Origin of the sequence: Acinetobacter kanungonis (genome assembly GCF_009939195.1) — a bacterium.
Lineage (GTDB): Bacteria > Pseudomonadota > Gammaproteobacteria > Pseudomonadales > Moraxellaceae > Acinetobacter > Acinetobacter kanungonis.
This window is the reverse complement of record NZ_JAACKC010000004.1, coordinates 521,959-544,887: the sequence shown is the minus strand read 5'-3', so window position 1 is coordinate 544,887 and position 22,929 is coordinate 521,959. Positions and strand designations below refer to the sequence as shown.

Here is a 22,929-nt window from a genome sequence, read left to right as displayed (position 1 = left end):
TAGAGTGATAGGAATGAAAAATAAATATTTATTAACTTTGGCACTTTCGACGATGGTATCAGGGCTCACAGGCTGTGGTGGTGAAAGCGCAAACGTAATTCCAGAGAAAAATAATAACAGCACGGTCAATGGTAGTTGTAGCGCTGGTGCCAATAATTGTATTGAATTCGCACTTGATTATCCTTTGGATGGACTGAACTTTTCTTGTAGCAGTGATACGCAAAACACCTTTGTTACTTTGATGGATCTCGACAATGGAGTGGCAACAGGCACCTGTAATTATAGTGATACGGTAAATGTATTTTTGTTGGGTAAAGCGGATAAGCGTATTGCTTTGGGCTCGTTCCCAATTAGTAATATTGCCTTGGTCAGCACCAATCAGATTCCACGCTTAACTGTACTGGACATTGCAGTGGGAATGACCAATCGTAATGCGACTGTGTTAGATCCAAGTGATGTTACGGTCAAGACTGCCATGAATTTGGTCAAAATTATTCAGGCTCTGGCTCTACAGCAGAAAACCATTAACACGAAAACGGATATTCAAGCGCTGTATATGAATGATTCGATTCGTGAAGGTCTGGATAAAATTACCAATTCTGTCACGGCACAGCAGATAGTGAATGGCGATTATGCGGCAATCCTTAAGCCATGGTTAGATGTGTCGGTCATTTCTGATGCTGAGGCATTTGAGGTGGTCAGCAAGTTATTAAATATTAGTAATGCCGCCGTGTATCAACCTGAATTTTCTTTATTTTCAACTTCAGGCAGTGTCATTAGCAGCTTAACCGGTTCTGATGGTTTAACAGGCTGTAATAAAGATGTGTGTGAAGCCAATGACACCACCACCAAACATTTGTTTGGGCACTTTATGTTACTGACCGATCGTCAGGGTTATACCTTCGGTAGTGGTTTGCAATGGCGGGGTTTGGCAAAATCGGGACTCACGTCTATTGCAGGGGTAAATGCGGAATTAATTCGCAGCTATAAACCCACCCAGATGACGGCCTTACCGCAAAATCACTGGATTAATCCACTGAACAAACGCATTGATCAAAATTATTATATTGGTGTGAACGACTCAAATTCAGAAGATCTGATTATCAATCAAGGGAAGTTGTATAACGACTATATGATTGCTGGCAAGGAAAAGTTCTACAAGTTACTCACACAAAAAACCGCAGTGACCTCTGATGACCTCAAAGACTTGGGGCAATGGCAACAACGTTATGGAGTGAGCGATACCTATAAAGGCTCTCTAGATATTTTTAAGGTTTATCCAATCACTTATCTAGATAAGCAAGTGTTTAAATCTAACATCAATGTTGCGACAGGGGAGAGTTATATTTTTCCACTCTACGCCGATCTGACTTTCAAATTTAGCGAGAGCAGTGTGCCGAGTCTAAAATTGGGGATCGTGATTGATGAAAATGGTGATATCCGCACCAACATGAAAGCTGTTGCTACCGATACAGATATGAGTACAGGCAGTTGTAGCCTGAGCGTTGCAAGTAATTTAAAAGACAGTAATGGCGTACAGCAATACCGCATCGGTACGACTTCACGGGCTTTTATTGATGATCGTGCAATTTCAATCCGCATGATTTTGGGAGATGAAGCATTAAAATCGGTGAATGGTGCATTGGTTGGGGTCAACTCCACCATTCAAACCTCGGCTGCAGGTGAAAGTATTGTGGTCGGTGGTGCACTGATCCATTTACAGAATTTATTAAATGCTTCGGCAGGCACTACGGGACGGATTAGCTTTACCGATTCGGCGGGTGAAAGTGTGAAATGGGCAAATAGTTATGCCAGTTTCCAGAAGGTTTATAATGCCAACAATAGCGATGAAACCGCAGATGACACCGCCTTGGCAAAATTAAGCGGGGGAACTTTGGAAATGAGTCTAGCCTCTTGCTACGCGGTAAAGACGAAAATCTAAATCCTTTTCTTACAGACTAAAAAGCCGATTCAACTGAATCGGCTTTGATCTTTAATACCGTGGTTGCAACTGTTTAACCCGTATGATCCAGACGTGTACCCAAGGTTTCTAAATGGGTGACAAATTGATTGCTTTGACGATCGGCAAAATAATGTTTTAGGGTTTGTTCTACGCTTGGGAAAGCCAGTTCCGCCCATGGAATTTCATGTTCTTCAAATAGACGGCATTCAATACTTTCTTCACCAGCACCAAAAACGCCATCAATCAATTGACCTTTAAACAGCACATAAATTTGCCCAATACGGGGAATATTGTACATACAATAGAGTTGTTCGATGTCTACTTCTGCTTGTGCTTCTTCACGAGTTTCACGTGCAGCACCTTGTTCCATAGTTTCAAACAACTCCATGTAGCCTGCCGGCAAAGTCCATAAACCATAGCGTGGTTCAATCGCGCGGCGGCAAAGCAGGACTTTATCTTCCCAAAGGGCTAAAGCACCACAAATAATTTTGGGATTTACATAATGAATCTGACCACATTCTGTGCAAACGCGACGTAATTGATGATCGCCAAGCGGGATTTTTTCAGTCGTTTTGTGTCCACAATTTCCACAGAAGTTCATATTCATCATCAATGATAAAGGTGCCACTCAGCATAACTGAAAAAAACAAGTTTGACATCTATTCTCTCCAATCCGATCAAAATTCAGCTATGATGAAATGAAGAAGAATAGAGGTGAGTGATATGGATGATCGTTCATTAACACATGTATTACAGCAGCATTTAAGATTTTCAACCCGTAAGCGGGAAGCTGAAGCTGCTGTGTTAATTGCGATTACCGATGAAACAGACCCTAAAGTATTATTAACCCGCCGTTCTGTGTATTTATCCAATCATGCTGGTGAAGTCTCTTTTCCTGGGGGAAAACGCGATCCGCAGGATACCAGTAATATTGTGGTGGCCCTCCGAGAAGCCCAAGAAGAAACCGCTTTAAATCCGTTTGATGTGCAGCTACTGGGTGATTTACCCATGCAAAAAGCGCGTAATGGCATGCTGGTCAAACCGATTGTTGGACTGATTCCACCGCAGGTTGAACTGATTGCTCAACCTTCCGAAATTGATCGTATTTTCTTTGCCTCATTACGACATTTAATGGATGCACCACCTACGCCGCATGAAGTGCGTTATGCACAGCAGTCATTGTATTTTCCCAGTATGCGGGTTGAAGATGAAATTGTCTGGGGACTAACAGCCAGAATGCTGATTTCACTGTTTCAGTATGGATTAAATTATCAAAAGGAATGGCCGTTTTTATTAAATTCGCCATTATTTTATGCCCAGCAGGCATTATTAAAAACCAAAGGACGTAATTAAACATGATGTACAAATTTGCAGGACATTCACCGAAAGTGACGCATGCTCCCTTTGATGGCTGGGTGGCTGACAATGCCACCGTGATTGGTCAGGTGGAATTGGGACAACAGGTGAGTGTCTGGTTTGGTGCAGTAATTCGTGCAGATAACAGCAGTATTCAATTGGGGGATTTCACCAATGTACAGGAAAATGCGGTTTTACATACCGATGCAGGCATTCCCATGCAAATTGGCAATTATGTGACCATTGGGCATCAAGCCATGCTGCATGGTTGTACCGTTGGTGATAACTCCTTGATTGGCATTAATGCCGTGATTTTGAATAATGCGGTGATTGGTAAAAATTGTATTATTGGTGCGAATGCTTTAATTCCAGAAGGTAAGGTGATTCCTGATAATTCCTTGGTGATGGGTTCCCCGGGGAAAGTGGTGAAAACGCTGGATGCAGATGTTGAAGCCAAGTTGAAACTCAGTGCTTTGCATTATGCCGAGCATTATAAAAAATTTACGCAATTGGAAGTTTTTGAGTTTTAATTCAATAGCGTGTTTAAAACCAAGCAGTTGCTTGGTTTTTTTGTATCTATGCTTGGAAATTCTCGCGTCCAAGATATGAGTGGAGTATCATAGCCCTCGTTTTTTAAGATTAAATTGAAGCAAGGTTGAGCATGAAATTGCTGGCATTAGAAACAGCCAATGAACAGTGTTCTGTTTCTATCGTAGATGAAAATCAAGAACTGTTTTTCCAATTGGATACGCGTGCAAAAGCTCAAACGCAAACCATTTTGCCGATGGTCGAGCAGGGCTATGCTCAACTCGGTTTGAATACCGCAGATTTAACCGCGATTGCATTTAGTCGCGGACCGGGTTCATTTAGTGGTGTTCGTATTAATGCTGCGGTGACGCAAGCACTGGCTTGGTCACATGATTTGCCCGTGATTCCTGTTTCAACCTTACAAGCATTGGCGCAAGCCGCTTATCGACTGCATGGTTTAACTGCCGTAACTGCCGTGCTGGATGCCCGCATGAGTGAAGTCTATATCGCCAGTTTTCAGTTAAATGAACAAAGCATTATGCAGGCAGTTGATGCAGAACAGCTTTTAGATTATCAACAAGCGTCTCAAGTTGCTCAATTTACTTTAGTTGGTTCAGGTTCAGCTTTAATTAAGCCAGAAGCCTTAGAATTCAAAGACATTATGGCAACCGCACAAGATATTGCACAGATTGCTCGTGTTGCTGCACAACAACAGCAGTGGGTGGCAGCCGAACAAGCACTTCCTGTGTATTTGCGTGATAATGCGTGGAAAAAAATTCCAGAACAAGGCAAATCATAATTAGGATTTTGTATGGATCTTTTACTGCTGCTGAAAGCAGCGATTATGGGTATCGTTGAAGGTATTACCGAGTTTTTACCTATTTCAAGTACAGGACATTTAATTCTGGCATCAGAATTAATGAACTTCTGGACCAAAGAAAAAAGTGATGTATTTGTAGTTGCCATCCAGATGGGGGCGATTGCAGCAGTGATTTATGAATACTGGGCTCGCCTATGGGGCGCGGCAACGGGGATGTTCACGGGTGAACCAAAAGGTCGTCATTTGGGATTCAACCTGATTATAGCGTCTATTCCCATCATTATCATCGGTCTAACCTTTGGACAAATGGTTAAAGAATTATTATTCAATGACATTACCGTGGGGATGGGACTGATTATTGGTGGTTTGATTATCATGTGGATTGAAAGAAATCCACCGAAAGTCAATGCACAAGAAGTGGATAACATCAGCTATAAAGAGGCGATCTGGATCGGTCTGATTCAGGTACTGTCTTTGATCCCAGGTACTTCGCGTTCAGGAGCCACCATTATTGGGGCAATGTTCCTTGGCGTGTCCCGTAAAGCAGCGACCGAGTTTTCGTTCTTTCTCGGTATTCCCGTGATTGTTGGCGCAGGCTTGCTCGATCTATATCAAAGCTATGATGTGTTTCAAACCACTGAAGATTGGACCGTACTTGCTGTAGGTCTGATTGTTTCATTCATCTCGGCATTAATTTTAATCCGTGCTTTGGTGGCTTATGTTGCGAAACGTGATTTCATGGTCTTCGCTTGGTATCGCATCCTTTCAGGCTTGGTGATTTTATTGTTTGCCTTTACAGGTTGGAAGTTATGGTAAGCGTAATGCGCTTATATGTGGAAACTCAGTTTCAGGAACAGGCACAGCACTATGCTGCTGTGCTCGCTTCGCGTGGTGTTGCCGTTAAAATTGAAATAGTAGAAAAACTTAATGCACGTTTTCTACGTTTAAATCCTGAATTGGCACTTTGTGTGGATGAGTCTGGGCTGTGGTTATGTGCCAATGGCATGAAAATGCAGCCTGACTGGCAAGCCGAAATTCCACGTTTGAAACGTGCATCGCTCAAATCTGAGATGATTGCACGTGCTTGCAATTTGGCTGAAAAGCCCAATTTGATTGATGCTACCGCAGGTTTGGGGCACGACACTTTGTTGTTGGCAACGCTCGGTGCCACCGTAACTTTGGTTGAACGGCATCCGATTTTATTTACTTTGCTCGAAGATAGCCAGCAGCAAGCACTGAAAGATGCTTATCTTGCGCCGATTGTGTCGCGGATTCATTTGGTCTTTGCAGACTCTGCGGATTATTTAAAGCAATGCGCTGTGCAATCCCACTATCGTGATGTGGTGTATTTAGATCCAATGTTCCCACAACGTGATCAAAATCAGCAGGCTATCAAAAAGCAAGCGCAAGTCAAAAAACAGATGCAATTGCTGCATATGCTTTTACCTGAAGATGGGGAAATGGATTTGGGCGATCAGTTGTTACCATTGGCTCAACAGATTGCAAAACGGGTGGTGGTCAAGCGTCCTCGTTTGGCGGTCTTTCTGAATGAACAGCAACCCGATACCCAATGGCAGGGCGATGCCTGTCGTTTTGATGCCTATTTTCAGCTCGATCATCAGACCTTAGGATAATTGCTTCATTATTGGGCAAAGATTTGTTATATAGTGAAAAATAATATTGATAAAAACCCGATCAAGCATAAACTAACTATGCGATGAAGCGAGTAGCACTAGCCACCTGAAAACCTTATGAAGATTGATTTCAAACCCTCCATTAATTTTTGGCACGATTTTAAAAGCAACCAAACGGCGGGACTGTGGCTATTCTTGGGTTCGCGACGTGCATTACAGATTGTCCATCCCTCGATTCTACAGCTGATTTTTTGGGGCATCTTGGGTGGTTGTGCTAATACCTTATTTAGCTGGCTCGGTGCAGGTGAGGTCGGAGACTTTAACTCGCAAGGTTTAGTCAGTTATGCGCTATGGCCATTTATTGCCTTAATTGTCGGGATTTTCCTGTCGCAACGGGTGAATAACCCGCGTTTGATGCTGGTTCCCGCTTTGTTGTGGCTGGTGTTGGACACCCATATCGCCCTGCTACAAAGTTTGATCCAGTATTTGGGCATGATGGATGTCTTGCCATATGCCTTTTATGACTATTTGCCGACCATTTTTATGGTGCTGTTTGTATGGCAAAGTTTGGCGGTGGTCTGGGTCTTTGCACGTGAATTGAAATGGCCGTGGTGGGAACGTGCGCTGATTATGCTGGCAACCCTGTTTACGCTGGTGGTGTGGCAAATGTCAGTCAAAAGCCAACCAATCTGGAAAGTTGAAGAGGTTGCCCCAACTTTTGCCGAAGATGCCTTTTATGCACAAAGCCGATTATTGAATAAGAATTTACAAGCCATTGAATATGGTGAATTTGCGCAGTCTCATTGGTATTTCTTGGGCGTGGCAGGTGCCAGTTACCAAGATGTATTTATGTCTGAAGTAAAACGCATTCGTGAACAGTTTGATACGCGTTTTGGCACCTTTGGGCGCTCGTTGATCTTGGTCAATAATCCTGCAACACGTACTGAAATTCCAATCGCTTCACGTACCAGTATGGAGCTGGCGCTCAAACGTATTGGGCAACAAATGAATCGTGAGAGTGATGTACTGTTTCTTTATATGACTTCACATGGTTTACAGAACGAATTTGAGATGGAGAATGCGCCACTGGATTTGGCACAAGTCGATCCGAAGTGGTTAAGAGAGGCTTTAGACCGTTCAGGCATTCGTTGGCGAGTAATTGTGATTTCTGCCTGCTATTCAGGTAGTTTTGTGTCTGCCTTACAGAATGATAATACTTTGATTATTACAGCTTCCGCAGCAGATCGCGCATCCTTTGGTTGTTCCAATGAAGCAGACTATACCTATTTTGGACGTGCCTTCTTTGATCAGGCGATGCGTGAACAGCACTCCATGAAAGATGCCTTTGCACAAGCCAAAGACACTGTGGCGCAATGGGAAAGTGCTCAAGGTTTTGAGCCTTCAGAGCCACAATGGTCGATTGGTAAAAATATGGATTTGATGCTGCCACAACTCGAGCAGCGTCTATTTCCGCCTACAACAATGACTCCACCCGTTCAAGCGCAAGCGGTTGCGCATACACCCTAAAAAAGGAAACCAAGATGGAATTATTACAACAAAATCGCTGTTTTGATGGTGAGCAACGTATTTACCGTTTTAATTCCAACACACTGAAAGGCGATAGCCGTTTGGGTGTGTACTTGCCGCCTCATGCACTTGAAGGTGAGGCATGTCCTGCCTTGTTCTATCTTGCGGGTTTAACCTGTACCGAAGAAACTTTTGCGATTAAAGCGCATGCGCAACGTCTGGCTGCACAATTGGGCTTAATTTTGATTATGCCTGATACCTCACCACGTGGGGATCAAGTCGCGCAAGGCGATCATTGGGATATTGGTCAGGGTGCTGGCTTTTATATTAATGCCACGCAAGCGCCGTGGGCTGAGCATTATCAAATGGAAAGCTTTATTGCGGATGAACTTTACACTTTAGTGTTGCAACAGTTCCCGATTCAACAGCATCGCGTGGGTATTTTCGGACACTCTATGGGTGGACATGGTGCATTAACACTGGCATTTAAATATCCTGAGAAGTTCAAATCCGTTTCTGCCTTTGCGCCGATTTGCGCACCAAGCCAATGTCCGTGGGGAGAAAAGGCCTTTTCGAACTATTTAGGCAATGATCAAGCGGTTTGGAAGCAGCATGATGCGACGGCTTTGGTGGGTGAGAAAGGCGCCTTGTTTAATGAAATTCTGATTGATCAGGGCTTACAAGATCAGTTCTACGCACAGTTACATCCTGCTGCATATCAGCAAGCTTGTACGCAAGTGGGTCAAGCCCTGACTTTGCGTGAGCATGCAGGCTATGATCACGGTTATTACTTTATTCAAAGTTTTATGGATGATCATCTGCAATTCCATGCGGTACAACTTGAATCATAAGTTCGCCTGAAAAGCGGAGTTTTAACTCCGCTGCCATACTGCTTCAAATTCCTGCTGTGCCATACGGCTTAAATGATCCAGTACCACCTTTTCTAAATGATCTAGCTTTTCTGCGGCTGCGGTGATTTTTACGGCTAAGTATTCCGTCTGTGGAATCAGGCTTACCTGTGCTTCTGGCATGATAATTTCAAATTGCTGCTCAGATTCTTTGACTTCAAATTTGTGTTTCCAGTGATTATATAAACGCTTGGCGATACGGGCAGATTCTAGTGTGTCAATTTGACAGCTGCTTTTCATTTTTTTCGACCATGATGTAGGAACTTTACCATAACAAATTTGCTGCGCTTGAACAGTAGTCCATTGCAACGCAACGTTGCAAAAATGAAATGTCACAGACCTTTGTCACAGTTTGCTATAATATCCGCATTAAATTCATGAACTCTCAGGTTGATCCATGGCTAAGCCTTATTTAATCGCACCTTCAATTTTATCTGCTGACTTTGCACGTCTGGGCGAAGATGTTGAAAAAGTATTAGAAGCGGGCGCTGACGTGGTGCATTTTGATGTGATGGATAATCACTACGTCCCGAATCTAACTTTTGGTGCGGGTATCTGTAAGGCATTAAAAAACTACGGCATTAAAGCACCGATAGATGTGCATTTAATGGTTTCACCTGTAGATCGTTTGATTGGGGATTTCTTGGAAGCTGGTGCGGATATTATTACCTTCCATCCAGAAGCATCGGAACATATTGACCGTTCTTTACAGTTGATTAAAGCGGGCGGTGCAAAAGCAGGTCTGGTTTTCAATCCTGCAACGCCATTGCATTATCTTGACTATGTGTTGGATAAAGTCGATCAAATTCTTTTGATGAGTGTGAACCCAGGTTTTGGCGGACAGAAGTTTATTCCAATGACTTTGGAAAAATTGCGTCAGGCACGTAAGCTTATTGATGCTTCAGGTCGCGACATCCGTTTAGAAGTGGATGGTGGCGTGGGTCCTGCCAATATCCGTGAAATTGCGGAAGCGGGTGCAGATATGTTTGTTGCTGGTTCAGCGATTTTTGGTAAGCCAGATTATAAAGCTGTGATTGATGAAATGCGTGCAGAACTGGAAAAAGTCGGTTCAGTGAATGTTTAAGTCCTGTGAATAAATGCTATACGAGTTGTGGATAACTTTGTGGGTAAGCTTGTAGATATCTATGTAGATAACCTTATGGATATCTCGTTTAAACAATAAACAATTTCACATCAAGCGTTTATAGATTAGACTTATTATGTATAAAAAGAGCACATTTGTGCTCTTTTTATTACAATTACTGCTTGAAAAAATTGTTGTTTTATTCAGCAGGGATTAAAAACCACACAGATTAAAAAGTAATTAATATCGTAAAAATGATTTGGCTGAAAGTCAGATGAAATTGGGGATTTGTTAGAAAAAATTGTGCAACACTCATTTCTTGGTTATGCTGTATAGATGCATTTTGCTGAACTGACCTTGTTGATATAGGGTATATCTGGTGTCCACAACGCTCCGCAGACAGTCTTGGTTTGTTTGCCTGATGGCTTTTGTCATGGGGTGGAGTAGTCTTGTCTATGCATCAAGCATGCCGATGCATGCAAAAATGTTGCAACAGCAATCATCAACAGTTCAGCAGCCTTCCGCACAAAATGTCGCAGAACATCCGCAGCATCAAACTGTGCCTCAGGCTCAGCCCGATTGCCATGCCGCTGCGCCTATGCAGCATCAACAACATCTGGCACAGATGGATCTGCAAAAGCCCTGCGATAGTCATTCGAGTAGTAGTACGCCTGTAAAGCAATGTGCTGATTGTGCGCAATTGCATTGTCAGACTTTAAGCGTCTGGCTGGATACCGCAGTGGCAGATCCACTCCTTCATTTTTCATCAGACCCAGCAACCAATTTGCATGGCCGTTATACAGCGCAGCACTTGATTGGTTATTGGCAAGAGATTCTCCGACCGCCCAAAGCTTAACTTTATTCAAAACAAATTTTTATTAATTTCATGAATAAAGGTATAAGTCATGTCTATTATATTTCGACAAAGCCTCATGCTTGGGCTATGTGTATTCTCATCTTCATGGGCACTTGCCGCAGTCAAAGAATATCATTTGACCATTGATGAAGGGATGGTCAATGTTACGGGGAAACCGTTAAAACGAATTACCGTGAACGGAAAATTTCCAGCCCCATTACTGGAATTTGAAGAGGGTGATGAAGCGGTTATTCATGTACATAACAATCTAAAAAATCAGGACTCTTCATTGCATTGGCATGGTTTATTACTGCCAGGTTTAATGGATGGTGTGCCCGGATTTAACGGTTTTAAAGGCATTAAACCAAATGCTGATTTTGTCTACCGTTTTAAAGTTCGTCAAAATGGCACTTACTGGTATCACGCGCATTCCAAAGGCCAGGAACAGGATGGTCTTTATGGTGCCTTAGTGATTTATCCCAAAGGCAAACAACCTGTAGCTCAACACGAGCAAGCGCAACATGATTATGTGGTGATGCTGTCCGACTTTCATGAGTCGAGCAGTGATCAGATCATGAAAAATCTGAAAAAATCGGCAGAGTATTACCAGAATCAGCGTGAAACTCTGGCAGATGTGTTCAAGCAAACACAGCGTGAAGGCGTAAAAAGTACTTGGCAAGACCGTTCCATGTGGAACCAGATGCGCATGCTCAAGACAGATTTGTCCGATGTCACGGGTTATACCTTTTTGGTGAACGGCAAAACGCCTGAACAAAACTGGACTGGTACATTCCAGCCGAATGAAAAAGTGCGTTTGCGTTTTATCAATGCTTCCGCGATGTCATTTTATGATGTCCGTATACCTAACTTAAAAATGACCGTGGTCAGTGCCGATGGACAGCCTGTCAAACCAGTCGCTGTAGATGAATTCCGTATTGGTACTGCCGAAACCTATGACGTCATCGTAGAGCCGAAACAAACGAAATATCAGATTGAAGCCGAATCGATAGACCGTACAGGTTTTGCAATTGGCACTTTACAGCCTGAAGGCAGTGCTCAAACTCCGATTACGATACCTACTGCGAGACCGCGTGCACTCTTGACCATGGAAGATATGGGACATGGTTCAGATCATGCAGGCATGCAGGGTATGGATCATTCCACAATGAATCATACAGAGATGAAGGGTATGGATCATTCACAAATGAATCATGCAGGCATGCAGGGTATGGATCACTCACAAATGACTCATGCAAAGATGCAAAGCATGGATCATTCGAATATGAGTTCTGCATCATCAGAAAACCAGTCCCACGCACAGCACCAAGTGACAACAGCTAGTCCTACAACGAATACTCCAGTGCGAGGTTGGGCGAATGCAGCAACACCACAAGGGCAAAAAGCCTTGCAATACTCGGATTTAGTTTCTTTGGAGCCACAAAAAGACACCCGACCTGCCGAGCGCGAATTGGAAATCCGCTTGGGTGGAACTATGGAGCGTTATATCTGGACCATCAATGGCAAGAAATTTACCGACATGCAGCCCTTACAAGTGAAATATGGTGAGCGTGTCCGCCTGAAATTTATTAATAACAGCATGATGGCGCACCCAATGCATTTACATGGCATGTTTATGCAACTGGAAAATGGGCAAAGCCCAGCCAATATACCAAATAAGCACACCTTGATTGTCCCACCAGGCAAAACCGTGACCGCATTACTGACTGCCGATGAGTTGGGTGAATGGGCCATTCACTGTCATCTGCTGTATCACATGTCTGCGGGCATGATGAGTAAGTTGGTGGTCGCAACAGTTGATAAGCAACAAGCCCAAGGAGCCAACACGCAAGCGACACAGCCATCAAAGCAAGGAGTTGAACATGCGCACTAAATTTACTTTAACGGCGATCAGCTCATCACTCTTGCTGCTCAGTTCAATGACTTGGGCTGAAACCGAGCATGCGACATCTCATCATCATGATCATGCTGCAATGTCGATGCCGACTGAAAGTATGGCAATGCCTACGATGGATGTAGGGATGGAACACGGTCAGATGCAGCATCAGTCTATGGTGATGTCATCTGCTGTGATTGAAGATGTTGACCACAGTTCGCATGCCAAAGAGCATGGTGGACAGATTTATCAATCGACTACGCTAGAAAGTCGCTGGTTATGGAATGAAGACGGTGAGGGTACTTTAAAATCCGAACTGGAAACCCGTATCGGCACAGATGAAAACAAGCTGTTTATCAAACTGCATAGTGACAAAGCCGAATCGCATCGTGCCGAGACCGAAGCTAAGGTGCTCTATAGCCGCATGATTTCAGACTTTTGGGATGCGCAGGCGGGGATTCAGTACCGTAATGATCCGAACCGTCAGTTGGATGAAAATCAACTGGATGCCGTTGTCGGCTTACATGGTATGGCGCCGTATTTCTTTGAAACGGATGCCTATCTATATGCAGGTCAAGATCAGCAATGGCGTTTTAGCTTGGAAACTGAGCGAGACTTATTATTGACGCAAAAACTGATTCTCAAACCTTATCTGGATATGGATGTGGTTTTTAGTGATGACTCGAAATATGCCCAAAAAACAGGGCTGAGCCGCATTGCGACGGGGCTGGAAACCCGCTATGAAATCAGCAAGCAGATCATGCCGTTTATTGATGTGTCTTATGAATACCAAAAGGGTAATCAGGAAACCACTTGGCAGCAGCGCACTGATTCTGAACAAGGCTGGCTATATGGTGCGGGGATTCGCTTTAAATTTTAATTAGGATCTAGAGCTTTAATCTTAGTTAAATGGACTGGGTTGGTTTTGTATCTAGTGATATAGATTCGGGATCAACTCAGTCTTTTTTATGGAGGAGATAAATCAGATTTGAAAATGTGTATTTGCGCTATTTTGATGCGAATTTGCATATAATACAGTCCAGTTTTAGGAGGAACGACCTCCCTTGAGGCAAAAAGAAAGATGTTTGCACCAAGAAAATTCGTCAGGACGACCTGACTCTAATCAAATGGAGGAAGGCAAATGGCCTGGATTGTATTGGTGTTGGCGGGCATGTTCGAAGTGGTGTGGGCATATTCCATGAAAATGTCTGAAGGCTTTACCCGTTTCGTCCCGAGCGTAATCACCCTAATTTTTATGGTGCTGAGTTTTGCTTTGTTGGCGTATGCCATGCGCACTTTGCCCCTCGGCACAGCCTATACCATTTGGACGGGCATCGGAGCAGTAGGCTCTTTTTTGCTGGGCATTTTTATTTTGGGTGAGCCAGCATCTGCACTGCGTATGCTAGCCGCCGTGCTGATTATTTCAGGGTTGGTGCTGATGAAAGTGGCATCCAATTAATTTCTTCTTTTTATCTTTATGTCGCAGCACAGGAGTGAGCTATGCAACTTTCATTTATGTATATGCTCACGCCTGTGGGGCAATTGAAACTGGTTGCGAATGAAACCGCACTGGTAGCAGTACTGTGGCAAAATGAAAATCCAAAGCGTGTGCGTTTAGCGGAATTACTTGAACAACAGGATCATCCGATTTTATGCGCAGCGCAGCAGCAATTGGCTGAATACTTTGCTGGGACACGACAGCAGTTTGATTTGCCTTTGGACTTTGATGGAACGGACTTTCAAAAGCAGGTCTGGCAAGCGTTGTTGCAAATTCCTTATGGTGAAACCCGCAGTTATAAGCAGATTGCGGAACAATTAGGTAATCCCGAAGCAGTTCGTGCCGTAGGTGCTGCTAATGGCAAGAATCCGATTTCAATTATTGCGCCGTGCCATCGGGTGATCGGCGCGAGTGGTAAATTAGTCGGTTTTGCGGGTGGATTGGACAATAAACAGATCCTTTTAAAACTTGAGCAACTTCAATAAAATCGTTGACTTAATTCTTTATAATATTAAGTAAAAAATGATTGCACAGATTTTCGCACCGCTATTGTCCACATTCGGGTGGATCCTCTTACTGTTTATTGCCGTTGCTCTATTCAAAGCATTCAAACCCTTTTTAAAAGGGAAAATGGGTGAGTTTGCAGTGAGTGCGCATGTCAAACTGTATCTAGATAAAAACCATTATATTTTATTGAATGATTGTACTTTGCCTGACGAGCAGAACCAGACCACGCAAATTGATCACATTTTATTGAGCCCATTCGGAGTATTTGTGATTGAAACCAAAAACTACAAAGGTTGGATTTTTGGTGGTGAACGTCAAAAAATGTGGACACAAAAAATTTATAAAAAGAGTTTTAAATTTCAAAATCCATTGCATCAAAATTATAAGCATCAGAAAGTTTTAGAAGCAATTTTGGCGGATATTGTCGACCCAGCACTGATTCATTCCGTGGTGGTATTTATGCCCGATTGTGAGTTTAAAACTCAGATGCCTCAGAATGTGTTTCGAGGCGCTGCTTGGACAGATTACATAAAGAGCTTTACTGATCCTGTTATTCCGCCAATGAAGTTAAAACGGATTCAATTGCGCATTGAAAAAGAAGTGCTGGAAAAGTCGTGGAAAACCAATCGTCAGCATGTCGAGAATTTAAAGACGTATCGCAGTGAATAAAAATAACCCCGCAATGTCACTTGGTCATTGCGGGGTGAGCATATCCTTTTAAAAGCGCTTTGGAATTTTCTGTCCGTTTGGTACAGGGGTTTCAGCCAGTTTTAACACGCTAAATAACCAAGTTTCTGCATGTTGCACTGCGATTTTGAGTTCATCGCCCATCGCGAGACGACCTGCAATAAAGCTGGCTAGTGAGCAGCCTGAACCGTGGTATTCACCTGCTAGACGCGGGCAGTGACTTTCAGCCACAAATTCGCCATCAACATATAAAACATTACGAATATAGTCGGCAGTTTGTTCATGCCCACCTTTGACCAATACCGCTTTAGCACCCATTTCAAACAGTTTTTGGGTCGCGGTTTCGAGGTCTTGCTCACCTGTGAGGGCGCGTAATTCCACCGTGTTTGGCGTAATGATGGTTGCAAGGGGGATCAATTCCACAAAGGCTTTGACCAGCGTGGCTTGATCACCCAATGAGCCACCACTATTGGCAACCAAAACAGGGTCGAGTACATAACGGTATTCAGGATGTTCACGCAAAAATTCAGCCAGTGCGGCAATATTGTCGGTGGTGCCCAGCATGCCTGATTTTACGCACTGAATTGGCAAATCGCCCACTACAGCATGTGCCTGCGCCAAAAGTAATTCTTTCGAAGTTGCCTCAAAGCCAAACACTTGCTGTGAGTTTTGAATGGTCAGTGCGGTACACGCAATTGCGGCATGCGCACCACTTTGACCAATCGCTTCAATATCTGCTTGTAAGCCAGCACCGCCAGAAGGGTCTAAACCCGAAAAGCACAGTACAGTAGGGCGCATGTACATTTCCTTAATACATTCAATTTGCGATAGTATAGGCAACTTTGAGCGAAGTCTCGAGCGTAATTTTTCGGGTTTAGGGTCGGGTTGTGATTAAGAATATTTTAATTGATTTAGATGGAACACTGACAGATCCCAAAGTGGGCATTACTACATGCGCACGTTATGGTTTGGCAAAAGTGGGGCACCCAATTCCAGAGGATGAAAATATCGACTGGATTATTGGCCCACCGTTAAAAGCCTCTTTGGCAAAGCTATTGAATGTCGACAGTAATAATGTCTTGGCAGATCAAGCTTTATTGGGCTATCGGGAACGTTTTGCCGTAACAGGCTTATTTGAAAATCATGTGTTTGATGATGTTGCCCAGACTTTAGCAGCGTTGAAAAACAAAGGTTATCGTTTGTTTTTGGCGACTGCGAAACCAGAAGTCTATGCACGTCAAATTCTAGATCATTTTGAGCTGTTGCAATATTTTGACTATCCTTATGGCAGCGAACTGAATGGTGATCGGACCAATAAAGGCGAGTTGATTGCCTATATTCTAGAAAAAGAACAGCTCAAGCCTGAAGAATGTTTGATGGTCGGTGACCGTGAACACGATATTTTCGGTGCGCGCAGCAATGGCATTGAAACCGTTGCGGTGGAATATGGTTATGGTTCTCCAACCGAACTGGATCAGGCACAACCGAAAGCACGGATTCAACGTTTTGCCGATTTGTTGAAGCTGATTTAATTTTGCAGTGATTGATTGCGTAGCCCCACTTTTCAGTACAGCGAAAATCCGTACATAGCAAAGTGGGGTTATGTCTTTTTAAATGCCGAGTGTTCTGCGGATTTGATTGGCGAGAACTGCAGGATTGGCATGTTGATGCGGAATGGTGAAACTTTTAAAGCCGTCTCCTCGAAATTTACGATCTACTTCTAACAGCACATGGGTTTGATGTTGCTCCGCCACAAAGGAGACTTCAACTTCATTGATACCACTAAACAACTGTGCAGGTTTAAACTCCAATTCTTGGTAGCAACCAAGGGTAGAGTAAAAGCCGTTGCCGCGTAGTTGACCCTTTTCCACATCAGCCGTGACCAAGTGTAAACCGCATTGTTGCATGGCTTGAATAAAGGTGTACATGGTCGGTGTCGGGCTAATCTGTAGGTAGTCTTTATCGGTCGCGTCCAGTCCCCAATCAACATCTAAATGAGTATGTAACCAAACACGGGTTTTATTCATTCGGCAGGCTAAGTCAGTCAATGGCGTTTCAAAAGGCAATTGAATTGAAAACGGGAAGCTATGCGTTTGGTTGGCAAGTAATTCAAACGCACCACTAATATGCCATTCGGCAATGCTCAAATTGGTATTGTATTCCGAGTCATTCGATTCTACTTCCGCCGTGGTCATTAACTTTAAGTAGATACCATTGATGTGTTTGTTCGAAGCCGCACCTTTAAAAATCACTTCACCATTCAGCACTTGCCCTGCTTCTAATTGGCTGTTGTGAATGCGGGTGTCCACCTGAATGCCTTGTAGACCTAAGCTCGACATGAGTTTATTTAACATGATGTAAAAAATCCAAAAAGATCAGAAAACTAAGAAAGATCAGAAAATGAAAAATAAATGATTTCTAAAATAAAGCAGCGTGAGATTAGCACAGTTCAGCTAAGACTTAGCGCATATCTAAATACAACGTCTCTTTAATTTCTTCCATCACAATATAGCTATGCGATGAAGCGGAAGAGGGCAATTTTTTCAGTAAATCACCCAATAAGCGTCGGTATGCACTCATTTCTTTTAACCGAGCTTTAACCAGATAATCGAACTCGCCTGAAATCAGATGGCATTCCAAAACCTCAGGAATTTCGACCAAATCACGTGCCACTTGATCAAATACATCACCCGATTTGGCAGACAGTTTAATCTCCAAAAATACCAGTAAATTGCGATCGACCAGTGCAGGATTGAGCCGTGCATGATAGCCAGTAATAATGCCGTCACGTTCCAGTCGCTTGACTCGTTCCGAGCAGGGTGTGGTGGATAAATTGACCCGAGAAGCCAATTCACTAATCGCAATTCGTCCTTCCATTTGCAGAATATCCAAAATCAGGCGATCTACACGGTCTAATTTACGCATAAGCTTTTCTCTGTTTTTTGCCTTTCTTTAGTGAAAATTTCATGAATATCTCTTAACTATACCTGTTAAATCAGTCAAATTCACTATTGATGTAGAAATATACTAGGTAAATAAACTGGCGGCATCAGTGAGAGAAAGGAAATGCGCGTAATCGTTTTAGGTAGTGGTGTAATTGGTGTAGCAAGTGCATATTATCTTGCGCAGCAGGGAGCGGAAGTCACTGTGTTGGATCGCCAAGCAGGTCCCGCAGAAGAAACAAGTTTTGGTAATGCAGGTCAAATTTCACCAGGGTATTCGACCCCTTGGGCAGCACCGGGCATTCCGTTTAAAGCGGTCAAGTGGATGTTCCAGCATCATGCACCATTAGCCATCAATATGGATGGCAGCATGTGGCAGTTACAGTGGATGGCACAAATGCTGAAAAACTGTAATGCGCAAAGTTATGCAGTCAATAAAGAACGTATGACTCGTGTGGCGGAATACAGCCGTGATTGTTTACGTGACTTACGTAAAGACACCGGCATCAGCTACGAAAACCGTTCAAAAGGCACATTACAGGTGTTCCGTAATGAAGCACAATTAGAAGCGGTACAACGTGATATTCAAGTTTTAAAAGAGTGTGGTGTGCCGCATGAGTTGTTATTGAAAGACGACCTTGCGCGTGTAGAACCTGCACTTGGTTTTGCCAAAGATAAATTAGTCGGTGGTTTGCATCTGCCAAATGACGAAACAGGCGATTGCTACAAGTTTACCAATTCACTGGCAGAGATTGCCAAAGCCAATGGTGTAAATTTCCTCTTTAACCAAAACGTAGAACGTTTAGTGGTTGAAGGTGATGAAATCAAAGGTGTGGTGGTGAATGGCAAAGTCTTGACTGCAGACCGTTATGTGTTGGCGTTCGGTAGTTATTCACGTGATTTCTTAAAACCACTTGAATTGAATTTACCAGTTTATCCAGTCAAAGGGTATTCATTGACTGTGCCAATTGTAGACCCTGCGTTTGCACCACAATCAACGGTATTGGATGAAACTTACAAAATCGCGATTACCCGTTTTGACCAACGTATTCGTGTCGGTGGCATGGCAGAGTTAAGCGGTTTCAACTTGAAACTGAATGATGACCGTCGTGGCACGCTGGAAATGGTGACCAAAGATTTGTTCCCAGGCGGCGATTTACCGAATGCAACCTTCTGGACAGGCTTACGCCCGATGACGCCAGACAGCACACCAATCATTGGCGCGACGCGCTTCAAAAATCTGTTCTTGAATACAGGACATGGCACCTTAGGTTGGACCATGGCATGTGGTTCAGGCAAGCTAATCAGTGACTTGGTGATGAACCATAAACCAGACATCAGCATTGATGGTCTATCGATTGAGCGTTATTTGCACGCAGCATAATTCCTGAAATAAGGAAATGATTTAGATTTTAGGGAAGAAGGGTTATGCCACGTCCAATTACCGCAGTGATTCATCAAGCTGCACTCAAACATAATCTGGCTGTTGCGCGTGCCGCAATGCCAGACAGCCAAGTTTTTGCCGTGGTCAAAGCCAATGCCTATGGGCATGGCATTGAACGTGTATATCAAGCATTTAAATCTGCCGATGGTTTTGCTTTACTCGATATTGAAGAAGCAAAACGCGTGCGTGCCTTGGGCTGGACAGGGGAAATCCTGTTGCTGGAAGGTATTTTTTCAGCGCAAGATTTATATGATTGTGCGCAGTATCAACTCAGCTTTACCGTGCACAATGAGCTGCAAATTCAATGGTTACAGCAGTTTCCTGTTGCAGCAAAATTCAAAGTATTCGTAAAAATGAACAACGGCATGAATCGTTTAGGGTTCACGCCAGAACGCTATGTACAGGCTTGGCAACAACTGCAAGATTTGGCATGCGTTCAAGAGCTGGTGCATATGATGCATTTCTCCGATGCTGATGGCGAGCGTCAAGGTCAATCGGGAATTGAATACCAACATCAAGTGTTCCAGCAGATTGTAGAGCAGTATCCAGCACCTTGTTCAATTAGCAATAGTGCGGCAATTTTAAGATACTCGACCCAGCTACGCTCAGATTACGCACGTAGTGGCATCATGCTGTATGGCAGTTCTCCAGATTTTCCGAGTCATAGTATTCAGGACTGGAATTTACAGCCCAGCATGAGCTTGCGCAGTGAGCTGATTGCGATTCAACAGTTAAATCCAAATGACAGCATTGGCTATGGCTCAAGTTTTGTTGCAGACCGACCAATTCGCGTCGGGATTGTGGCATGTGGCTATGCCGATGGCTATCAACGCATTTCACCGACAGGTACGCCTGTACTGGTGAACGCTATTCGTACCCGCACTCTAGGGCGTGTCAGCATGGACATGCTTGCGGTTGATCTCGACCCGATTCCCGATGCGCAAATTGGCAGTGAAGTGGTGTTGTGGGGTCAATCGAGTTCGGGTGCCGTATTACCCATTGATGAAGTGGCAGCAACCTCTGGCACAGTCGGCTATGAGCTGATGTGCGCAGTGACTGCACGCGTCAATTTTTCAATTCAGGAATAAGGAATTTTAACGATGTCACAACAAGATATTCAGCGCTTCAATACCACTCCGGTGATGAGCGCCGTGACCGTTTTTAACAACGTGGTGTATTTGTCAGGTCAAGTGCCTAAAAATCCTGATTTGGATATTACGGGTCAAACACAAGATGTGTTGAACACCATTGACCAGTTATTGGCACAAGCCAATAGCGATAAAAGCCGTATTTTGTCGGCACAGTTATTTTTGAAAGATTTGTCTGATTTTTCTGTCGTGAATGAAATCTGGATCGACTGGTTGAAAGATCATGCAACACCTGCACGTGCCACCATTCAAGCCGATTTGGTTAATCCCAAATGGCTGATTGAAATTGCAGTGGTTGCAGCACAAAAGTAAGGCATCTAAGGACGGAGGAAGTACCGATGGTCAGTGCAGGCATTGTATCAACCAAGAAGGTTTAGATTGCACTGACAAGGACGAAGGTTTGGTTTTATTTCAGTAATGATTGCTCGTGAGAGCGAGATAAAGCCAAGCCATGGAAAGGAATAAAAAAAGGATGTTGAGTTATGACCACGACGCGTCAGCCACAAGCAGAACAGGCAACTCATGAGTTGCAACGCAAGCTCTCCAATCGTCATTTACAATTGATCGCAATTGGTGGAGCTATTGGTACAGGCTTATTTATGGGTTCAGGCAAAACCATTTCGCTTGCTGGACCTTCAATTTTAATTATCTACATGATCATTGGCGGTATGTTCTTTTTCCTGATGCGTGCATTAGGTGAAATTCTGTTGTCCAATTTGCATTACAAATCTTTCATCGATATGGCACACGATTTAATTGGTCCCGCTGCGGGCTATTATATCGGCTGGTCCTATTGGCTCGGTTGGATCTTGGTGGGTATTGCCGACCTTGCTGCCATCATCAACTATCTGAATTTCTGGTTACCACCTGACATGGCGTTTACCCCAATCGGGCAGGCGCTGATTAGTGCAGGTTGTGTATTGCTGGTTCTTGGTCTGAATTTGTTAACCGTTAAGCTCTTTGGTGAAATTGAATTCTGGTTTGCATTAATCAAAATTCTCGCCATTTTAGGCTTGATTGTGATTGGTGGCTTTATGGTGTTCAGCCATTTCCAAGCACCGCAAGGTTCAGTGGCCAGCTTTAGTAATGTCTGGGCAAATGGCGGCATGTTCCCGAAAGGTACAAGTGGCTTCTTGGCAGGCTTCCAAATCGCCTTGTTTGCGTTTGTTGGTGTCGAGCTGATTGGTACTATGGCGGCAGAAGCCAAAGACCCTGAAAAGAACTTGCCGAAAGCCGTAAATGCGATTCCAACCCGCATTATTTTGTTCTATGTATTGGCGTTGTTTATTGTGATGTCGGTCACTCCATGGAATGAAATTCCAGCCGATCAAAGCCCATTCGTGAGCTTATTCTTGCATGCAGGGATTGGTGGTGCAGCAGTGATTATGAATTTGGTGGTGTTATCTTCGGTAATGTCATCCATGAATAGTGGTGTGTTCTCGACCAGTCGTATGCTTTATGGTCTATCTAAAGGACGTCAGGCACCAAAAGCGTTGGGTGAATTATCCAGCCGTGCTGTTCCAGCCAAAGGCTTACTGTTTTCCTGTATCTTCATTATGGCGGGTGCGGCATTGCAGTATTTCGTTCCGAATACTGTAGAAGCATTCACTTTGGCAAGTTCATTGTGTGTGATTCTGTTTATCAGCATTTGGAGCCTGATTATGGTCTGCTATATCCGCTACCGTAAATTACGCCCTGAATTACATGCCAAGTCGAAGTTCAAAATGCCGGGTGGTGTCTGGATGTCCTATGTGGTGTTAGTGTTCTTATTCTTCACCTTGGTCATTTTAAGTCTAGAGCCAGATACTTTACGTGCCTTAATCATTAGTCCGATTTGGCTGATTATTTTGGCAATTACGTATCGCGTGTTGTATTTACCTCGGGTAAAGAAGCTGACTGCTCAAAACAGTCCTGAAGTGATGAATTAAGTAAAACTTTCCTATCATAAAAAACTCACCTTCGGGTGAGTTTTTTATGGCATCAATATTGTAATGAGCTAGAGGCGATTGGAGGAGGTTTTAAGCAGGGGATTGGATTTAAAGGATGAGCGGGGTGAATCTATTTTAAGGTTAAAGTCAGTTGCTCATTCACTAGAAAGTTATACATTGAATGCCTTTTGGCAAGATCCAAAGC

The 22,929-nt window shown here is 43.6% G+C and carries 25 protein-coding genes; 20 read left to right on the top strand and 5 right to left on the bottom strand.

Features of this window, described 5'->3' with window-relative positions; genetic code table 11:
- Positions 1 to 13 precede the first annotated feature (13 nt).
- Positions 14 to 1,942 (top strand): putative pilus system protein FilF, encoded by a 1,929-nt coding sequence (filF, locus tag GWK51_RS10780; protein ID WP_161933690.1) that lies wholly within the window; start codon positions 14 to 16, stop codon positions 1,940 to 1,942.
- 73 nt (positions 1,943 to 2,015) lie between these two features.
- Here filF and GWK51_RS10775 read toward each other — a convergent pair whose 3' ends face one another.
- A complete protein-coding gene (locus GWK51_RS10775) occupies positions 2,016 to 2,564 on the bottom strand; it encodes an NUDIX hydrolase (protein ID WP_161933716.1) in 549 nt (182 codons plus the stop codon).
- 122 nt (positions 2,565 to 2,686) lie between these two features.
- On the opposite strand from GWK51_RS10775, the gene GWK51_RS10770 reads away from it, so the two are divergent.
- The 7 genes from GWK51_RS10770 (at position 2,687) to fghA (ending at position 8,679) form a co-directional block, all read left to right on the top strand.
- Positions 2,687 to 3,316, top strand: coding sequence for an NUDIX hydrolase (locus GWK51_RS10770; protein WP_161933689.1), 630 nt, complete (start codon positions 2,687 to 2,689; stop codon positions 3,314 to 3,316).
- A gap of 2 nt (positions 3,317 to 3,318) precedes the next feature.
- Complete coding sequence (locus GWK51_RS10765) at positions 3,319 to 3,849, top strand: gamma carbonic anhydrase family protein (RefSeq protein WP_161933688.1); 531 nt, start codon at positions 3,319 to 3,321, stop codon at positions 3,847 to 3,849.
- Positions 3,850 to 3,980: 131 nt separating this feature from the next.
- Complete coding sequence (gene tsaB / locus GWK51_RS10760) at positions 3,981 to 4,646, top strand: tRNA (adenosine(37)-N6)-threonylcarbamoyltransferase complex dimerization subunit type 1 TsaB (RefSeq protein WP_161933687.1); 666 nt, start codon at positions 3,981 to 3,983, stop codon at positions 4,644 to 4,646.
- Between the two features lie 12 nt (positions 4,647 to 4,658).
- Positions 4,659 to 5,483 carry an undecaprenyl-diphosphate phosphatase gene (locus tag GWK51_RS10755; protein ID WP_142767885.1) on the top strand — a complete coding sequence of 275 codons (825 nt, stop codon included), beginning with the start codon at positions 4,659 to 4,661 and terminating at the stop codon, positions 5,481 to 5,483.
- 5 nt (positions 5,484 to 5,488) lie between these two features.
- On the top strand, positions 5,489 to 6,301 hold the full coding sequence (locus GWK51_RS10750) for a class I SAM-dependent methyltransferase (RefSeq protein ID WP_171519169.1): 813 nt from the start codon (positions 5,489 to 5,491) through the stop codon (positions 6,299 to 6,301).
- Positions 6,302 to 6,418: 117 nt separating this feature from the next.
- The gene (locus GWK51_RS10745) at positions 6,419 to 7,828 is read left to right on the top strand and encodes a C13 family peptidase (RefSeq protein WP_161933685.1); all 1,410 of its coding nucleotides are present in this window, start codon (positions 6,419 to 6,421) and stop codon (positions 7,826 to 7,828) included.
- Positions 7,829 to 7,842: 14 nt separating this feature from the next.
- A complete protein-coding gene (gene fghA, locus GWK51_RS10740; RefSeq protein WP_161933684.1) occupies positions 7,843 to 8,679 on the top strand; it encodes an S-formylglutathione hydrolase in 837 nt (278 codons plus the stop codon).
- A gap of 21 nt (positions 8,680 to 8,700) precedes the next feature.
- On the opposite strand, the gene GWK51_RS10735 is transcribed toward fghA, so the two are convergent.
- The gene (locus GWK51_RS10735; protein ID WP_161933683.1) at positions 8,701 to 8,976 is read right to left on the bottom strand and encodes a DUF2218 domain-containing protein; all 276 of its coding nucleotides are present in this window, start codon (positions 8,974 to 8,976) and stop codon (positions 8,701 to 8,703) included.
- A 157-nt stretch (positions 8,977 to 9,133) separates the two neighbouring features.
- Here GWK51_RS10735 and rpe point away from each other — a divergent pair, with 157 nt between their 5' ends.
- The 7 genes from rpe to GWK51_RS10700 all read left to right on the top strand — a co-directional run bounded on the left by rpe (position 9,134) and on the right by GWK51_RS10700 (position 15,244).
- Entirely contained in the window at positions 9,134 to 9,820 is a 687-nt protein-coding gene (gene rpe, locus GWK51_RS10730; RefSeq protein WP_161933682.1) for a ribulose-phosphate 3-epimerase, read from the top strand.
- Positions 9,821 to 10,253: 433 nt separating this feature from the next.
- Positions 10,254 to 10,676 (top strand): hypothetical protein, encoded by a 423-nt coding sequence (locus tag GWK51_RS10725; RefSeq protein WP_161933681.1) that lies wholly within the window; start codon positions 10,254 to 10,256, stop codon positions 10,674 to 10,676.
- A 49-nt stretch (positions 10,677 to 10,725) separates the two neighbouring features.
- Positions 10,726 to 12,567: a copper resistance system multicopper oxidase gene (locus tag GWK51_RS10720; protein WP_161933680.1), complete on the top strand. Its 1,842-nt coding sequence runs from the start codon at positions 10,726 to 10,728 to the stop codon at positions 12,565 to 12,567.
- Entirely contained in the window at positions 12,557 to 13,450 is an 894-nt protein-coding gene (locus GWK51_RS10715) for a copper resistance protein B (protein ID WP_161933679.1), read from the top strand. Before GWK51_RS10720 ends, GWK51_RS10715 begins: the two co-directional genes overlap by 11 nt.
- A gap of 261 nt (positions 13,451 to 13,711) precedes the next feature.
- Positions 13,712 to 14,029: a quaternary ammonium compound efflux SMR transporter SugE gene (gene sugE / locus GWK51_RS10710; RefSeq protein ID WP_161933678.1), complete on the top strand. Its 318-nt coding sequence runs from the start codon at positions 13,712 to 13,714 to the stop codon at positions 14,027 to 14,029.
- A 41-nt stretch (positions 14,030 to 14,070) separates the two neighbouring features.
- Positions 14,071 to 14,553: a methylated-DNA--[protein]-cysteine S-methyltransferase gene (locus tag GWK51_RS10705; protein ID WP_161933677.1), complete on the top strand. Its 483-nt coding sequence runs from the start codon at positions 14,071 to 14,073 to the stop codon at positions 14,551 to 14,553.
- Between the two features lie 37 nt (positions 14,554 to 14,590).
- Positions 14,591 to 15,244 (top strand): nuclease-related domain-containing protein, encoded by a 654-nt coding sequence (locus tag GWK51_RS10700; protein ID WP_161933676.1) that lies wholly within the window; start codon positions 14,591 to 14,593, stop codon positions 15,242 to 15,244.
- A 48-nt stretch (positions 15,245 to 15,292) separates the two neighbouring features.
- Here GWK51_RS10700 and GWK51_RS10695 read toward each other — a convergent pair whose 3' ends face one another.
- Positions 15,293 to 16,060, bottom strand: coding sequence for a hydroxymethylpyrimidine/phosphomethylpyrimidine kinase (locus GWK51_RS10695; RefSeq protein WP_161933675.1), 768 nt, complete (start codon positions 16,058 to 16,060; stop codon positions 15,293 to 15,295).
- Positions 16,061 to 16,149: 89 nt separating this feature from the next.
- Between GWK51_RS10695 and GWK51_RS10690 the strand changes: the two genes are divergently transcribed.
- Positions 16,150 to 16,794, top strand: coding sequence for an HAD-IA family hydrolase (locus tag GWK51_RS10690; protein WP_161933674.1), 645 nt, complete (start codon positions 16,150 to 16,152; stop codon positions 16,792 to 16,794).
- Between the two features lie 78 nt (positions 16,795 to 16,872).
- On the opposite strand, the gene GWK51_RS10685 is transcribed toward GWK51_RS10690, so the two are convergent.
- Together GWK51_RS10685 and GWK51_RS10680 are read right to left on the bottom strand one after the other, a co-directional pair.
- Entirely contained in the window at positions 16,873 to 17,616 is a 744-nt protein-coding gene (locus GWK51_RS10685) for a sporulation protein (RefSeq protein ID WP_161933673.1), read from the bottom strand.
- A gap of 106 nt (positions 17,617 to 17,722) precedes the next feature.
- Positions 17,723 to 18,187 carry an Lrp/AsnC ligand binding domain-containing protein gene (locus tag GWK51_RS10680; protein WP_100242952.1) on the bottom strand — a complete coding sequence of 155 codons (465 nt, stop codon included), beginning with the start codon at positions 18,185 to 18,187 and terminating at the stop codon, positions 17,723 to 17,725.
- A gap of 141 nt (positions 18,188 to 18,328) precedes the next feature.
- On the opposite strand from GWK51_RS10680, the gene GWK51_RS10675 reads away from it, so the two are divergent.
- The 4 genes from GWK51_RS10675 to GWK51_RS10660 all read left to right on the top strand — a co-directional run bounded on the left by GWK51_RS10675 (position 18,329) and on the right by GWK51_RS10660 (position 22,724).
- On the top strand, positions 18,329 to 19,588 hold the full coding sequence (locus tag GWK51_RS10675) for a D-amino acid dehydrogenase (RefSeq protein ID WP_100242953.1): 1,260 nt from the start codon (positions 18,329 to 18,331) through the stop codon (positions 19,586 to 19,588).
- A 44-nt stretch (positions 19,589 to 19,632) separates the two neighbouring features.
- Entirely contained in the window at positions 19,633 to 20,736 is a 1,104-nt protein-coding gene (gene alr / locus GWK51_RS10670) for an alanine racemase (protein ID WP_161933672.1), read from the top strand.
- A gap of 12 nt (positions 20,737 to 20,748) precedes the next feature.
- Positions 20,749 to 21,108 carry a RidA family protein gene (locus GWK51_RS10665; protein ID WP_142767898.1) on the top strand — a complete coding sequence of 120 codons (360 nt, stop codon included), beginning with the start codon at positions 20,749 to 20,751 and terminating at the stop codon, positions 21,106 to 21,108.
- A 170-nt stretch (positions 21,109 to 21,278) separates the two neighbouring features.
- Positions 21,279 to 22,724 carry an amino acid permease gene (locus GWK51_RS10660; protein WP_161933671.1) on the top strand — a complete coding sequence of 482 codons (1,446 nt, stop codon included), beginning with the start codon at positions 21,279 to 21,281 and terminating at the stop codon, positions 22,722 to 22,724.
- The last annotated feature ends 205 nt before the right edge of the window (positions 22,725 to 22,929 follow it).